Annotated in this window: 14 protein-coding genes; 5 read left to right on the top strand and 9 right to left on the bottom strand. The window is 65.6% G+C overall.

Annotated elements, in window-relative coordinates; genetic code table 11:
• Nucleotides 1-14 precede the first annotated feature (14 nt).
• From AzCIB_RS14465 to AzCIB_RS14455, 3 genes are read right to left on the bottom strand one after another with little or no spacing between them, the layout of a single operon-like run.
• Nucleotides 15-1,217, bottom strand: coding sequence for a 3-oxoadipyl-CoA thiolase (locus tag AzCIB_RS14465; protein ID WP_050416542.1), 1,203 nt, complete (start codon nt 1,215-1,217; stop codon nt 15-17).
• A 29-nt stretch (nt 1,218-1,246) separates the two neighbouring features.
• Nucleotides 1,247-2,767, bottom strand: a complete 1,521-nt coding sequence (locus AzCIB_RS14460) for a 3-hydroxyacyl-CoA dehydrogenase (RefSeq protein WP_050416541.1) — start codon at nt 2,765-2,767, stop codon at nt 1,247-1,249.
• On the bottom strand, nt 2,768-3,538 hold the full coding sequence (locus tag AzCIB_RS14455) for an enoyl-CoA hydratase (protein ID WP_050416540.1): 771 nt from the start codon (nt 3,536-3,538) through the stop codon (nt 2,768-2,770). It lies immediately after the preceding gene.
• Nucleotides 3,539-3,808: 270 nt separating this feature from the next.
• On the opposite strand from AzCIB_RS14455, the gene AzCIB_RS14450 reads away from it, so the two are divergent.
• The 5 genes from AzCIB_RS14450 (at nt 3,809) to AzCIB_RS14430 (ending at nt 8,858) form a co-directional block, all read left to right on the top strand.
• On the top strand, nt 3,809-4,624 hold the full coding sequence (locus tag AzCIB_RS14450) for an IclR family transcriptional regulator (protein WP_050416539.1): 816 nt from the start codon (nt 3,809-3,811) through the stop codon (nt 4,622-4,624).
• A gap of 15 nt (nt 4,625-4,639) precedes the next feature.
• Nucleotides 4,640-5,794, top strand: a complete 1,155-nt coding sequence (locus AzCIB_RS14445) for an acyl-CoA dehydrogenase family protein (protein WP_050416538.1) — start codon at nt 4,640-4,642, stop codon at nt 5,792-5,794.
• 65 nt (nt 5,795-5,859) lie between these two features.
• Nucleotides 5,860-7,128, top strand: a complete 1,269-nt coding sequence (locus AzCIB_RS14440; protein WP_050416537.1) for an MFS transporter — start codon at nt 5,860-5,862, stop codon at nt 7,126-7,128.
• A gap of 72 nt (nt 7,129-7,200) precedes the next feature.
• Nucleotides 7,201-7,962, top strand: coding sequence for an electron transfer flavoprotein subunit beta/FixA family protein (locus AzCIB_RS14435; RefSeq protein ID WP_050416002.1), 762 nt, complete (start codon nt 7,201-7,203; stop codon nt 7,960-7,962).
• Between the two features lie 2 nt (nt 7,963-7,964).
• Nucleotides 7,965-8,858: an electron transfer flavoprotein subunit alpha/FixB family protein gene (locus tag AzCIB_RS14430; protein WP_050416536.1), complete on the top strand. Its 894-nt coding sequence runs from the start codon at nt 7,965-7,967 to the stop codon at nt 8,856-8,858.
• 171 nt (nt 8,859-9,029) lie between these two features.
• Here AzCIB_RS14430 and AzCIB_RS14425 read toward each other — a convergent pair whose 3' ends face one another.
• From AzCIB_RS14425 to AzCIB_RS14400, 6 genes are all read right to left on the bottom strand, one after another.
• Entirely contained in the window at nt 9,030-9,605 is a 576-nt protein-coding gene (locus AzCIB_RS14425) for a C40 family peptidase (RefSeq protein WP_232299229.1), read from the bottom strand.
• On the bottom strand, nt 9,602-10,246 hold the full coding sequence (locus AzCIB_RS14420) for a 3'-5' exonuclease (RefSeq protein ID WP_050416534.1): 645 nt from the start codon (nt 10,244-10,246) through the stop codon (nt 9,602-9,604). Before AzCIB_RS14420 ends, AzCIB_RS14425 begins: the two co-directional genes overlap by 4 nt.
• Nucleotides 10,243-12,141 (bottom strand): DUF294 nucleotidyltransferase-like domain-containing protein, encoded by a 1,899-nt coding sequence (locus tag AzCIB_RS14415; RefSeq protein ID WP_050416533.1) that lies wholly within the window; start codon nt 12,139-12,141, stop codon nt 10,243-10,245. Before AzCIB_RS14415 ends, AzCIB_RS14420 begins: the two co-directional genes overlap by 4 nt.
• A 131-nt stretch (nt 12,142-12,272) precedes the next feature.
• Nucleotides 12,273-13,679, bottom strand: a complete 1,407-nt coding sequence (locus tag AzCIB_RS14410; protein ID WP_050416532.1) for a PhoH family protein — start codon at nt 13,677-13,679, stop codon at nt 12,273-12,275.
• A 40-nt stretch (nt 13,680-13,719) separates the two neighbouring features.
• Entirely contained in the window at nt 13,720-14,184 is a 465-nt protein-coding gene (locus AzCIB_RS14405; RefSeq protein ID WP_050416531.1) for a peroxiredoxin, read from the bottom strand.
• Nucleotides 14,185-14,297: 113 nt separating this feature from the next.
• Nucleotides 14,298-14,675: an Mth938-like domain-containing protein gene (locus AzCIB_RS14400; protein WP_050416530.1), complete on the bottom strand. Its 378-nt coding sequence runs from the start codon at nt 14,673-14,675 to the stop codon at nt 14,298-14,300.
• Nucleotides 14,676-14,808 lie beyond the last annotated feature (133 nt).

Here is a 14,808-nt window from a genome sequence, read left to right as displayed (position 1 = left end):
TGCGGAATTCCTCGTTAGATGCGTTCGATGACGACGGCCAGCCCCTGGCCCACGCCGATGCACAGGCTCAGCACCGCGTAGCGACCGTTGCGGCGTTCGAGTTCGCGGGCGGCGGTCAGCGCGAGGCGCGCTCCGGAGGCCCCGAGCGGGTGTCCGACCGCGATCGCGCCGCCGTTGGGATTCACGCGCGGATCGTCGAAGGCGACGTTCATCAGCTTCAGGCAGCCGAGCACCTGGGAAGCGAAGGCCTCGTTGATCTCGATGACGTCCATGTCGGCCAGCGTCAGACCGGCGCGCGCGAGCGCCTTGGGAATCGCATGGGCGGGGCCGATCCCCATCACGCGCGGTTCGACACCCACCGCCGCGCCGGCGAGGATGCGCGCCATCGGCTTCGCGCCGACCCTTTCGCCGATCGCGCGGTTGCCGAGGAACAGCGCGACGGCGCCGTCATTGACGCCGGACGCGTTGCCCGCGGTCACGACGCCGCCGTCATGCAGCGCGCGCAGCCGCGACAGCGCGTCGTGCGTGCTTTCGGGGCGCGGGTGCTCGTCGTGGCTGACGCGCAGCGGGGGCGACTTCTTCCCGGTGGGCACCTCGATCGGCAGGATCTCGCCGTCGAAGAAACCGCTTTCCTGCGCGGCAGCGAACTTCGCCTGCGAGTCCGCGGCGAAGCGGTCGCTCTCCTCGCGCGTCAGACCGAGCTCGCGCGCGACGTTGTCGGCGGTCTCCGGCATCGTGTCGCCGCCGTATTGCGCAGTGATGCGCGGATTCGGGAAGCGGGCGCCGATCGACGAGTCGAACACCTTGAAGTCGCGCCCGAAGGCCGATTCGCTCTTGGCGACGACGAACGGTGCGCGGCTCATGCTCTCGACGCCGCCGGCAATGTAGAGATCGCCATCGCCGCAGGTGATCGCGCGCGCCGCGTCGAGGACGGCCGCGAGGCCGCTCGAGCACAGGCGGTTGACGGTCTGACCGGGGGTGGTCGCCGGCAGTCCGGCAAGCAGCGCGGCGTGGCGTGCGATGTTGCGGCTGTCTTCGCCGGCCTGGCATGCGCAGCCCAGGATCACGTCCTCGACCTGTTCGGGGGAGAAGGGCGAATCGGCCAGCAGTTTCCGCATCACGGTCGCAACCAGGTCGTCAGGACGCACGGGAGCGAGCGCGCCGGCGTGGCGTCCGAAGGGGGTCCGCAGACCAGCGTAGAGGTAGGCGTCGAGCATGAAGGGTCCTCGTTTCGATGTTCGGGGAATCAGTTTTCCGGGGTGAGCAGGGACAGACCGAGCAGCGCGCGGCGTTTCAGCCAGGGGCTCGGGCGGTAGCGGGGATCGCGGTAGAAATCGAACAGGTTGTCGAGGATGCGCAGCACGGTCGCGGCGCCGAGCGCGTCGCCCATCGCGAGCGGGCCCTTGGGGTAGCCGAGGCCCAGCGTGACGGCCTTGTCGATGTCCTGCGGCGTGGCGATCGCCTGTTGCGCGATGTCGCACCCGATGTTGACGATCGTCGCGATCACGCGCTGCGCGACGAAGCCTGCGCTGTCGCGGATGACCGAGACCGGAATGCCGTCACTCGCGAAAAGGCCATGCGCCGCGTCACGGACCTCGGGCGCGGTGATCGGCGTCGTCATCAGCGTGCGGTGGCCGGTGAGAAACAGCGGGTCGAGGCCGACTGTGCGCCTCGGATCGAGCTGCGCGGCGACGGCGGCGCTGGTCGCGTCCCGGCCGACCGGCAGCACGAGGCACAGCGAGTGTGCCGACGGGCGTTCCCCATGCTCGAACTCGGCGCCGAGGGACTGCAGCAGCGCAATGACCCCGGAGTGGGCCACGGCGTCGCGCGTGGCAAGCCATACCGGCGTGTTCGTGCGTGTCGGGACGGGGGCACTTTCCGCCTCCTGCTTGCGGTTGCCGTCATAGCGGTAGAAACCGCGACCGGTCTTGCGCCCGAGCAGGCGCGCGGCGAGACGCTGGCGTGCGATGGGGGAGGGGCGGAAGCGCGGCTCCTGGTAGAACTGGTCGTAGATCGATTCCATGACGGGCTGGGAGACGTCCAGGCCGGTGAGGTCGAGCAGTTCGAACGGCCCCATGCGGAAGCCCGCCGCCTCGCGCAGGATGCGGTCGATCTCCGGAAAGTCGGCGATGTTCTCGCCGAGCACGCGCAGCGATTCGGTGAGGTAGCCGCGGCCTGCGTGGTTGACGATGAAGCCGGGCGTATCGGCGGCGCGCACCGGAGTGTGGCCCATCTGGCGGGCCATCGCGGTGAGCGTGTCGGCGATGCCGTCATCGGTAAGCGGACCGCTGATGACCTCGACGATCTTCATCAGCGGAACGGGGCTGAAGAAATGGAAACCCGCAACCCGACCGGGCAGCCGGCAGGCGGCGGCGATCTCGGTGACGGATAGCGACGACGTGTTCGTCGCGAGGATGCAGGTGTCGCCGACGACGCCTTCGAGTTGTTCGAAGAGGGCCTTCTTTGCGTCGAGTCTTTCGATGATCGCCTCGATCACCGTCGTGCAGGGGGCCAGTTCTTCGATACTTGACGCAACCGTCAGGCGCGCGCCGGCCGCGTCGGCGTCGGCTGCGGTGATCTTTCCCTTGTCCGCGAGCATCGTCAGCGTCGCCGCGATCGCCCCGCGGGCCTCTTCCGCGCCGCGCGGGCGATTGTCGTAAAGCAGGACGGAAATGCCGCCCTGGATCGCGATCTGCGCGATGCCGCGGCCCATCAGGCCGGCACCGACGATGCCGAGCAGCGTCGGCGAATTGGAGGATGAGTTCATTTATCGGCCTCGATAGAAGGGTTTGCGCTTTTCGAAGAAGGCGGCCATGCCTTCCTTCTGGTCCTCGCTCGCGAACAGCAGCTGGAAGGCCTTCCGTTCGAGCATCAGGGCGGCATCGAGCGGCGCGTTCTGGCCCGCGAGCAGGACTTCCTTGATCTGTGTCGCGGCGAGCGGCGGCTGCTGGGCAATCATCCGCGCGAGTTCGAGCGCACGCGCCTGGACCTCATCGTCCGGCACCACTTCGCTCGCCAGCCCCATCGCGAACGCTTCCTTGCCACTGATCGGCTGGCCGGTGAGCAAGAGCTTCATCGCCTGGAATTTGCCGATCGCGCGCGTGAGGCGCTGCGTGCCGCCCGCGCCGGGCATGATGCCGACCTTGATCTCGGGCTGGCCGAACTTCGCGCCGTCGCCCGCGACGATGATGTCGGCGTGCATCGCGAGTTCGCAGCCGCCGCCCAGGGCATAGCCGTTCACGGCCGCGATGACGGGTTTCGGGCATTCCGCGATCGCCTGCCACAGGCGGTGAACATTCCGCAGATGCAACTCTATCGGGAAGGCGCCCGCGATCTCTTTCAGGTCGGCGCCCGCTGCGAAGAAACTACTGCCGCCGGTCAGCACGATGCAACGCGTTTCCGGGTCGCGTCCGAGGGCCGCGAAGTGCTCGGCGAGTTGCTGTCGCACCCTCTGGTTCAGCGCGTTTCGGGCTTCGGGGCGATTAATGGTCAGAACGGCGACGCCGTCCGACGGTCCCGCGAGAAGGACTTCGTTCATGGCTTTTGGTCCGCACAGCGAATCAATGGTGTGTAAAATGGAACATCGACGTAACAGTACTGAATCGAAATGGCGTTGTAAACCGTACTCTAACTGCTTGGGAATATGGGGAATAATTCCCACAAAAGGCGCCCAGGCCGAAATATGCCGTGAATGGTCCGCACAGCGAATCAGCGGATCGAAAAAGTTGACTGGGGGAAAACCGCAATGACAACATTGAAAAAGTTCGCGCAATCGGGCCCGCAAAGGCCCGAGAAAAAGGAGACCGGGGTGGCGCACAGTCACGAGAGCAACGACATCGAACGTTTCGACGACGAGGAGCAAGGCAAGGACCGGCAGTTCGTCACGGCCCTGGCGCGCGGTCTCGAAGTGCTGCGTTGTTTCGGCCCCGGCGAGCGTTATCTCGGCATCACCGAACTGGCGCGGCGCACGGGCATCCCGAAACCCACCGTTTCGCGCCTCGCCGGCACCCTCGTGAAGCTCGGCTACCTCGATTTCATCGACACGCTCGGCAAGTACAGCCTCGGCGCCGGCGTGCTGTCGCTCGGCTACGCCAAGCTGTCGAACCTCGACATCCGCCAGATCGCCCGACCCTTGATGGAAGAACTCGCGGAGTACTCGCGCGTCTCCGTCTCGGTGGGCATTCGCGACCGCCTGAGCATGGTCTATGTGGAGACCGTGCGCAGCAGCGCCCCCATCAGCCTGCAACGTGGAATCGGCGCACGCCTGTCGCTCGCTACGACGTCGATGGGGCGCGCGTATCTCGCCGGCGCCCCCGAGGCGGAGCGCAATTTCCTGATGGATCAGATTCGCCTGCGCGATGAGGCGCAATGGCCACGCATCAAGGCCGGCATCGAGCAGGGATTCCGCGACTACGCGGAACGGGGCTTCTGCATTTCCTTGGGCGATTGGGACAAGGACATCTACGCCGTCGGTGTCCCGTTCATGAGTCCGAACAGCGGCCTCATGGCGTTCAACTGCGGCGGCCCCGCCTTCATGCTCACCCCTGAAAAGCTCGTGGAAGACATCGGACCGCGGCTGGTGAGCCTTGTGAAACGCGTCGGCGGTTCGATGGGCCGACTATAAGTACTAGGAAACAGGATGATTCGCGACCAGGAAACCCTTAACGCCCTTCTCGACACCCTCTCGCGTTTCGTGCGCGAGCGGCTCGTCCCCGCCGAGTCGCTCGTCGCGGAAACCGACGAGATCCCCGCCGAAATCGTCGCCGAAATGCGCGAGCTCGGCCTGTTCGGCCTGTGCATCCCCGAGGAATACGGCGGGCTCGGCCTGACGATGGAAGAGGAAGTGCTGGTCGCGTTCGAGATCGCAAGGACCTCGCCCGCGTTCCGCTCTCTGATCGGCACGAACAACGGCATCGGCTCCCAAGGGCTGATCGTCGACGGCACCCCGGAGCAGAAGGCGTATTACCTGCCGAAGCTGGCGTCGGGCGAGCTGATCGCCTCGTTCGCGCTGACCGAACCCGGCTCCGGCTCGGACGCGGCATCGCTCCTCACGACTGCCCGACGCGAGGGCGACCACTACGTCCTCAACGGCACGAAGCGTTTCATCACCAATGCGCCCGAAGCCGGCGTCTACACCGTCATGGCCCGAACCAACCCGGAAGACAAGGGCGCGGGTGGCGTGACCGCGTTCCTCGTCGACAAGGGAACCCCCGGGCTGTCGCTGGGCAAGACCGACAAGAAGATGGGCCAGAAGGGCGCGCACACCAGCGACGTGATCTTCGAGGACTGCCGCGTGCCGGTCGCAAACATCATTGGCGGTAAGGAAGGCGTCGGCTTCAAGACTGCGATGAAGGTGCTCGACAAGGGGCGGCTGCATATCTCCGCGATCTGTGTCGGGGCAGCCGAGCGCATGCTCGACGACGCGCTGTGCTATGCGATGGAACGCCGCCAGTTCGGCAAGCCCATCGCCGAATTCCAGCTGATCCAGGCGATGCTCGCCGACAGCAAGGCCGAAATCTACGCCGCGCGCTCGATGATCCTCGACGCCGCCCGCCGCCGCGACAAGGGGGAAAAAATCTCCACCGAAGCCTCGTGCTGCAAGTTGTTCGCTTCCGAGATGTGCGGCCGCGTCGCCGATCGCGCTGTCCAGATCCATGGGGGTGCCGGATACGTCTCCGAATACGCCATCGAGCGCTTCTACCGCGACGTGCGCCTGTTCCGCATCTACGAAGGCACGACGCAGATCCAGCAGCTCGTGATCGCCCGCAACATGATCCGCGACGCCGCGAACTGAGTCCCAGGATTGATTTTCGGTCCGGAGCGCCCCGTTACGCGCTCAGCAATATTAGAGGAGGAGTCATGGAAATGACGGCCAACGGGCAGATTGCTGCCCCGGCAAAAGAAAAGACCTGGATCGCGGTATTCATCTTCGCGTTCCTCGGACTGATGGTCGACGGGGCCGACCTGATGTTCCTGTCGTACAGCCTGTCCAGCCTCAAGAAGGAATTCGGCCTGACGAACGTCGAAGCCGGCATGCTGGGCAGCATCACGCTCGCCGGCATGGCGATCGGCGGCATCTTCGGTGGCTGGGCCGCCGACCGTTTCGGTCGCGTACGCACCGTCGTGTGGACGATCATCGTCTTTTCGGTCGGCACCGCGGCGCTGGGTACGACGAACAGCTTCGAGGAATTCGCGATTTTCCGCTTCATCGCGGCGCTCGGCCTCGGCGCGGAATACGTCGTCTGCAACACGCTGATGGCCGAATACGTGCCGACCAAGCATCGCACGACCGTGCTCGGCACGCTGCAGGCAGGCTGGTCCGTCGGCTATGTGGTCGCGACCTTGCTCGCCGGGTGGATCCTGCCGACGTATGGCTGGCGCTGGCTGTTCTATATCGCGATCGTCCCGGTCGTCATGGCCGTGATCATGCAGCGCATCGTCCCCGAGCCGCCCGCTTGGCTGGCCGCGCGGGACAAGCGTGCCGCCGACAAGGCTGCCGGAATTACTGCCGCGTCCGAACCGAAGGAAAGCGCGCTGAAGCTCATCTTCGGCAATCCGTCACATCGGCGCATGTTCATTCTGTGGTCGCTGACGGCAGGCTTCCTGCAGTTCGGCTACTACGGCGTGAATAACTGGATGCCGACGTATCTCGAAAAAGAGCTCGGCATGAACTTTAAGTCGATGACCGCGTATATGGTCGGCACGTATGTTGCGATGATTCTCGGCAAGATCGTCGCCGGCTGGATGGCAGACAAGTTCGGCAGGCGTGTCGTGTATGCGTTTGGCGGCTTCGGCGCCGCGGTGTTCCTGCCGGTGATCGTGTTCTTCAATTCGCCCGAAAACATCGTCTATCTGATGATCGCGTTCGGTTTCATCTATGGCATTCCCTATGGCGTCAATGCGACGTACATGACCGAGAGCTTCGAGACCAGGATCCGCGGTTCGGCGGTTGGCGGCGCCTACAACGTCGGCCGCATCGGCGCGGCCTTCGCCCCGGCGGTCATCGGCTACCTTGCGACCGAGGGCTCCATCGGTCTGGGCTTTCTGGTGATGGGCGGTGCGTATTTCCTGTGTGGCCTCGTGCCGGCGCTGTTCATCAAGGAAAAACTCTACGACCCGCAGAAGTGATCTGAGGGTCGGTGTTCAGCCCCTTGCCGGCCGCCGCGCCGCCAAGGGGCTTTTCATGACAAGGACGATGCAATGAAGATTCTGGTACCCGTCAAACGCGTAGTCGATTACAACGTCAAGGTGCGAGTGAAGGCTGACGGCACGGGCGTTGATATTGCGAACGTGAAGATGTCCATGAACCCCTTCGACGAAATCGCCGTCGAGGAAGCCGTGCGGCTGAAGGAAGCCGGCATCGCGACCGAGGTCGTGGCGGTGAGCTGCGGTGTCGCGGCCTGCCAGGAAACGATCCGCGCGGCGATGGCGATCGGCGCCGACCGCGGCATCCTCGTCGAGTGTGGTGAACTGAGCGACACCGAGCTGCAGCCGCTCGCCGTGGCGAAGCTGCTGAAGGCACTGTGCGACAAGGAACAGCCGACGGTCGTGATCTGCGGCAAGCAGGCGATCGACGACGACTCGAACCAGACCGGCCAGATGCTGGCCGCGCTGATGGGCTGGCCGCAGGCCACCTTCGCGTCGAAGGTCGCGCTCGGCGACGGTGCTGCCACCGTGACGCGCGAGATCGACGGCGGTCTCGAAACCCTCGAGATCAAGCTGCCGGCGGTCATCACCACCGACCTGCGCCTCAATGAGCCGCGTTACGCGACGCTGCCGAACATCATGAAGGCGAAGAAGAAGCCGCTGGACATCGTCAAGCCGGCCGATCTCGGTGTCGATGTCGCGCCGCGCCTGGCGACGCTGAAAGTGGCCGAGCCGCCCAAGCGCAGCGCCGGCGTGCGCGTTGCGGACGTCGCGCAACTCGTCGACAAGCTCAAGAACGAAGCGAAGGTGATCTGAACATGGCGATCCTGGTTATTGCAGAACACGACAACGCGAGCCTGAAGGCCGCGACCCTCAACACCGTTTCGGCCGCGGCCAAGCTCGGTACTCAGTTGGCAACTGAGGTCCACGTGCTGATCGCCGGCGCCAACTGCGGCGCGGCGGCCGAGCAGGCGGCAAAGGTCGCGGGCGTCGCCAAGGTGCGCGTTATGGTTGTCGCCAATGCTGCAGGCTACACCCACATCCTCGCCCCCAGCACCGCCAACGGCAAGAACGTCGCCCCGCGCGTCGCCGCGTTGCTCGATGTGGCGCAGATTTCCGACGTCACCGGCATCGAGTCGGCCGACACCTTCGTGCGCCCGATCTATGCCGGCAACGCGATGGCCACCGTGAAGTCGGCCGACGCCGTGAAGGTGATGACCGTGCGTACGACCGCCTTCGAAGCCGCCGGCCAGGGTGGCTCCGCTGCCGTGGAAGCCGTCGCTGCCGGTGCCGATCTGGGTCTGACGACCGTCAAGGGCCGCGAACTGACCAAGAGCGCACGTCCCGAACTCGGTGCGGCGAAGATCATCGTTTCGGGTGGTCGCGGCCTCGGTAACAGCGAGAACTACCACAAGCTGCTCGAGCCGCTCGCCGACGCCCTCGGCGCCGCGCTGGGTGCTTCGCGCGCCGCGGTCGACGCGGGCTACGTGCCCAACGACTACCAGGTCGGGCAGACCGGCAAGATCGTCGCGCCGCAGCTCTACATCGCGGTCGGCATCTCGGGCGCGATCCAGCACCTCGCGGGCATGAAGGATTCCAAGGTGATCGTCGCGATCAACAAGGATCCGGAAGCGCCGATCTTCCAGGTGGCGGACTACGGCCTGGTGGGCGATCTGTTCGAAGTTGTGCCGGAGCTGGCCGCGCAAATCTGAGTAGAAGGGGGCGAACTCCCCTTAAAGATCGCGATTATCGGATTGTGATCGTCATGCGGCGGCCTCCTCCCACAAGGACGAGCACCGCTGCAATCCATGGTCTCCGGCAACGTCGGTCGGCGACCCCGCGGTCGAAGCGACTGCAGCTTCCAACGGACCGCCTTGTGGCCGTCAGTTTGCCTGCGGCAGGCCCAGGTCGCCTTCCGGAACCATGCGGCGCGCGCCATTGAAGCGCTTCGCCCAGTAGCTCTGGCTCATCTCGTCGATGCGCACCTCGCCGCCACTGGACGGGGCGTGCAGGAAGCGGCCGTCGCCAACGTAGATGCCGACATGCGAGAAGGCCTTGCGCATCGTGTTGAAGAACACGAGATCGCCCGGCTTGAGATCCTGCACGCCGACCTTTTCGCCGACGCGGGCCATGTCGCGCGCGGCGCGCGGCAGGTTGAGACCGAGGGCGTTGCGGAAGACGTTCTGGACGAGCCCGCTGCAGTCGAGACCGGTCTCGGGCGAGTTGCCGCCGAAGCGGTAGCGGATCCCGAGATACTCCATGCCCTGGTTGATGAGATCCTGCGCCGCGGTGCCGTAGCGGTCGAAGGACGACGTCGCCTCGGCGGCCTGGTCCGCTGGAGTGGGCGTGTCCACGGCGCCCGCCGGCGGGGCGATCAACAGGGTTGTCGTGGCGAGCAGTGCAACGATACGGGTCGTCAGGCGGTGATGCATGGGTCGTGCGGGGGAAATTCTATTCATCCGTGGCGCCTCAACTGTCGGCGGCTGTGTTCCAGGTCCGCCAGGCTGCGTGGGGTGTTCAGACCGAGCGCGCGTGCGCGCGCCTGCGCGGCCAGCATCAGCTGTGCGATCGCCCAGGCGTCGCCCAGCGCGTGGTGGCGCTGGAACGTCTCGATGCCGAAGGCTTTCATCCAGTCGGCAAGGCGGGCCGGTCCGTCGATGTGTTCGTCGTAGAGGGCAGGCAGGAGCCAGTGCAGGTCCAGCCAGGTCCAGTCGGGCGTGAGACCGAGGTGTTCGTCGAGCGCGCGTTCGAGCAGGCTGCGGTTGAACGACGCGTTGAAGACCACGACCGGGCCTTTCCCGGCAAACGTGAGCAGATTCGTCAGCGCCGTCGCCGCATCGGGCTCCAGTGGGGCGTAATAGCTGTCGTGCGGCGACAGGTGCTCGCGGTCGATCGCAATCGCCGCGACCGCGAGCAGGCGGTCCTTGTCGAGGTCGAGTCCGGTGGCCTCGGTGTTGATGACGACGTAGCGCGTCTCGAAATGCGCGCTGCCCAGTTCGGGCGCCGGAAGCGCCTCCCAGCTTGCGATGGCGTCGCGCAGCGCGGCGTCGAGCGAGGCCGTGTCCGTGCGGGTGCCGAGCAGGCGGGTGAGCCAGTTCATAGCTGGTAGTCGAGCTTCAGCCGCAGCTGCAGCTTGCGGGCCTGCCGGAACGCTTCCTTGAGGATGCGCCGGTCGAGTTCGTTGAGCGTGTCCGGGTCGATGCAGTTGTCGCCCGGCGCGTCGTGTTCGGTGTCGAGGTGCTGCGCGCGCAGGCGCAGCAGCTGGATGAAGTGGAAGCCGTCGATCAGCGCGGCGATCTCCTCGGCTGGCATGCCCATCCGGTTGCCCGCCTGGCGCAGCCGCTGCACGGTGCTGCTCGATGCGACGTCGGCGCGCAGCGCGAGGATGCGTGCGACGTCGACGAACAGGCGTGCCCCCGACTTCTTCAGGTCTATCGTGCCGTCGTCCTCGACGACGAAATCGCGGATGCGCCCGAGCGGCGGCGCGACCTGCAGCGCGTTCGACGCCATCAGGCGCAGGAAGTTGGAGTAGGCCTTCGCCGTGCGGTTGAGCCACGCGCGCAGCTGGTCGCCCAGGCGTTCGTTGCCGCATAGTACGCGGTAGTCGAAGAAGATCGTCGCGTTGAGCAGGGCCTGCGGGTCGGGTTCGCGGATCCAGTCGCCGAAGCGCCCCTTCCATTCCTCGAGCGTGAGGCACAGCTCGGGATTGCTCGCCATGATGTTGCCCTTGCACAGCGGGAAGCCGCAGGCGGCGAGGTTCTCGTTCACCTCTTTGGCGCAGGCCAGCAGGCGGTTCTTCAGCGCGGCCTGGTCCGCGCCGTCGGGGCAGGCATAGATGATGCCGTTATCCTGGTCGGACGACAGCGTCTGCTCGTGGCGGCCTTCCGAGCCAAAGGCCAGCCATGCGTAATCGATGCCGTAAAGGTCGTGCCTTGCGCGCGCGAGGTCGATGATGCGGCAGGTCAGGGCATCGTTGAGCGCCGAGATGAACTGCGTCAGCTGCTCCGCGCCGATGCCTTGGGCGATGAGGTTGAGCGCGAGCTGACGGATGTCGCGGCTGGCGCGCTGCAGGGCTTCGAGGTCGTCCGCACCTTCGATGCTGGAGCGGATCTGGCGCAAACCGATGCGCTGCAGCGTGAACAGGTCGCGCTCGGAAACCACGCCCTTCAGCCGGCCATCGGAGTCGACCACCAGCAGGTGGCGCACGCCGTGCGTCGCCATTTCGAGGGCGGCGTCGTAGGCCGAGTCGGAAGCCGACATGACGTGTGGCGTTGCGGTCATCACGTCGCCGATCGGACGCTGCAGGTCGAGGCCCGGCAGCACGACGCGGGGCAGCAGGTCGCTTTGCGTGAGGATCCCGAGCGGTTTCTGCTCGGCGTCGGTGATCACCATGCAGCCGATGCGCATCTCGGACATCTTCTCGAGCGCGGCGCGGATCGAGCTGTCCGGCGTGACGAAGATCGGCGCCTTCTTCACCAGTTGGCCGAGCGGCGTCGTCATCGTCTGCTGCTCGGCCGCTCGCTGCGCGAAGGTGCTCTGCAGCTGCTGGCGCGACTGGTTGAGCAGGCTGGCGATGTACTGCGTGCAGAAGACGTGGAAGACGGGGCTCATCTGCATGAGCTTGAGGAAGTCTTCCGCCGGCAGCTGGAATACGAAGCTGTCCTTCACCGCGACGTAGGCGTTGGTGGAGGGACGTTGCGCCGAGATCGCGCCGATCGGGAAGCATTCGCCCGGTCCGAGCGTCATCGCGGCGTAGTCGGTGACGCTCGCCGGGCCGAGCTGGCGGGCTTGTACCTTGCCGCGCTGCACGATGTGGAAGTGCGTCGGCTGCCCCATCTCCGGCGTCAGGATTTCGCTGCCGCGCGCGTGGAACGCCAGGGTCGCGCGTTCGGCGAGGAATTCGAGCGCCTCCGGCTCCATCCGGTTGAACGGCGAGAAGCGCGTGAGGAAGTCCGAACTGGCTCCAACCAGCATTTCCGGGGCGGCAGCGGGCATGGGGGCTTTCGCAGGCAAAAAACCTGCGCATTATAGGCTGCATCCCGGCAAGCCGGGATGATCCAGGACAAATTCCCGGCTCTGGTCAGGGGTATCGCCGGGGCGGTGCGGGGGCCACCGCCCGGCGGGCGTCAGAGCACTTCCGCTGCGTGATCGGCCAGGCGCGAGCGCTCGCCGCGTTGCAGCGTGATGTGACCGGAGTGCGGCCAGTCCTTGAAGCGGTCGACGACGAAGGTCAGGCCCGAGCTGCCTTCGGTGAGGTAGGGCGTGTCGATCTGCGCGATGTTGCCGAGACATACCACCTTGGTGCCGGGGCCGGCGCGCGTGATCAGCGTCTTCATCTGCTTCGGCGTCAGGTTCTGCGCCTCGTCGATGATCAGGAACTTGTTGATGAAGGTGCGCCCGCGCATAAAGTTCAGGCTTTTGATCTTGATGCGCGAGCGGATCAGGTCGCGTGTGGCCGCGCGGCCCCAGTCGCCGCCTTCGCCCGCCGTGCCGTTGAGCACGTCGAGGTTGTCCTCGAGCGCGCCCATCCACGGCGCCATTTTCTCCTCCTCGGTGCCCGGAAGGAAGCCGATATCCTCGCCGACCGGCACGGTCACCCGGGTCATGATGATCTCCGAGTAGCGCTTGGCTTCGAGCACCTGCGTCAGGGCCGCGGCGAGCGTCAGCAGCGTCTTGCCGGTACCCGCCTGGCCCAGCAGGGTGACGAAGTCGATCTCCGGATTCATCAGCAGGTTGAGCGCGAAGTTCTGTTCGCGGTTGCGCGCCGTGATGCCCCACACGTTGTTCTTGTTGTGGGCGTAGTCGATCAGCGTCTCGATCAGGGCGCTGCGCCCGTCCCGTTCCTTCACCCACGCCTGCAGCGGTGATTCGCCGTCCTGGAACACGAACTCATTGACCAGCATGCTGGTCACGAGCGGACCCTTGATGCGGTAATAGGCCCTTCCGTCCTCCTTCCAGGACTCCATTCCCTTGCCGTGGGTGTCCCAGAAATCGACTGGCAGTTCGCGCCAGCCGGTGTAGAGGAGGTCCGTATCCTCCAGCACCTTGTCGTTGAAGTAGTCCTGCGCGTCGAGGCCCAGCGCGCGGGCCTTGATGCGCATGTTGATGTCCTTGGAGACGAGGATTACCGGCCGCTTGGGGAAGCGTTCGGCCAAATGCATCACCACCGCGAGGATCTGGTTGTCGCCCTTCGCGGTCGGCAGGGCCGCCGGCAGGGCCATGTTGATCGCTTCGGTCTGCAGGAAGAGCTTGCCCGTCGCGAGTTCCCGCGACGGGGCCTTGAGTTCGATGCCGTCGGCGATGTCGGCCGGGCACGAGCTCACGATCTCGTCCATCATGCGGCTCGCCTGCCGCGCGTTGCGGGCAACTTCGGACATGCCCTTCTTGTTGTTGTCCAGCTCTTCCAGCGTCATGATCGGCACGAACACGTCGTGCTCCTCGAAGCGGAACAGGCTGGTCGGGTCGTGCATCAGCACGTTGGTGTCGAGGACGAAGAGCTTGGTGTTCCGGCTGCTTGGCGCGCGTTTGGTCATGGCGTGGTTGAAGCTCGGGTCGTCGGGTTGAACGGGAGTATTACAGGCTCTTCACTAAATCCAGCACTTCCTGCGCGTGGCCGGCCACCTTCACGCCGCGCCACTCGCGCCGGACGACACCTTCGGAGTCGATGACGAAAGTGCTGCGCTCGATCCCGCGCGATTGCTTTCCATACATGTTTTTCATCTTGATGACGCCGAAGGCGTTGCACGCCGCCTCTTGGGCGTCGGAGATCAGCTCGAAGGGCAGGTCGAGCTTGGCCTTGAAGTTCTCGTGCGACTTCAGGCTGTCGCGCGAAATGCCGAAGACGTCGCAGCCGGCGGCCTGAAATTCCGCGTGGTGGTCGCGGAAGTCGGCGGTCTCGTTCGTGCAGCCGGGGGTGTTGTCCTTCGGATAGAAGTACAGGACGAGCTTGCGCCCGCGCAGTGCCGAGAGGGTGACGCTCGCGCCGCCGGTCGCGGGGAGCGTGAAGTCGGCCGCGGACGCCGTGTTTGTCGTATTCATGGGGCTCTCCGTTGTCGGTTGTCGCAATCAGCGTAGCGGAGGAGCCGGGGGAATGACAACGGCTGCGTGATCCGGATGGCGCTGCCGGTGGTATTCCGGGAGCGCCCCTGTCCTCAGTCCGAGTCGAAGAGCAGGGCGGCCACGACGGAGCGCCCCTCGGCGACGAGAATGTTGTAGGTGCGGCAGGCCGCCGGCAAGTCCATGATCTCGAAGCCGATGCGTGCCTCGATCAGCGGGCGCAGCACCTGCGGCGTAGGGAAGCGCTGGCGGCTCCCGGTGCCGATGAGAACCACTTCGGGCCTCAGCTCGCATACCACGGCGAAATCGTCGGCGCTCAGGCCCGCGAGGCCGCCCGGCGCCCAATTGGCGACGATGCGGTCGGCAGTGACCAGCGTGCTGCCGTCGTGCCGCGCCTTGTTGATCATCAGGTGGTCTGTGCCGTAGCCGGTTACGACGTTGAGGTCGGCTTTCTGTTGGAGGTTCAGTTTCATGGGATTCGCTCGGTCGGCAAAATTGCCGGGGGATACAGGCTTGGATAAGATACATTCTTTTGGTTTTCCGGCCCACCGGCAGCTGCATGCCCGTGCGGCACGGGGCCGACGGCGCGCCGGGAGTCCGGCGCGG

Source organism: Azoarcus sp. CIB (genome assembly GCF_001190925.1).
Classification (GTDB): Bacteria; Pseudomonadota; Gammaproteobacteria; order Burkholderiales; family Rhodocyclaceae; genus Aromatoleum.
This window is presented reverse-complemented; position numbering and strand designations above follow the sequence as displayed.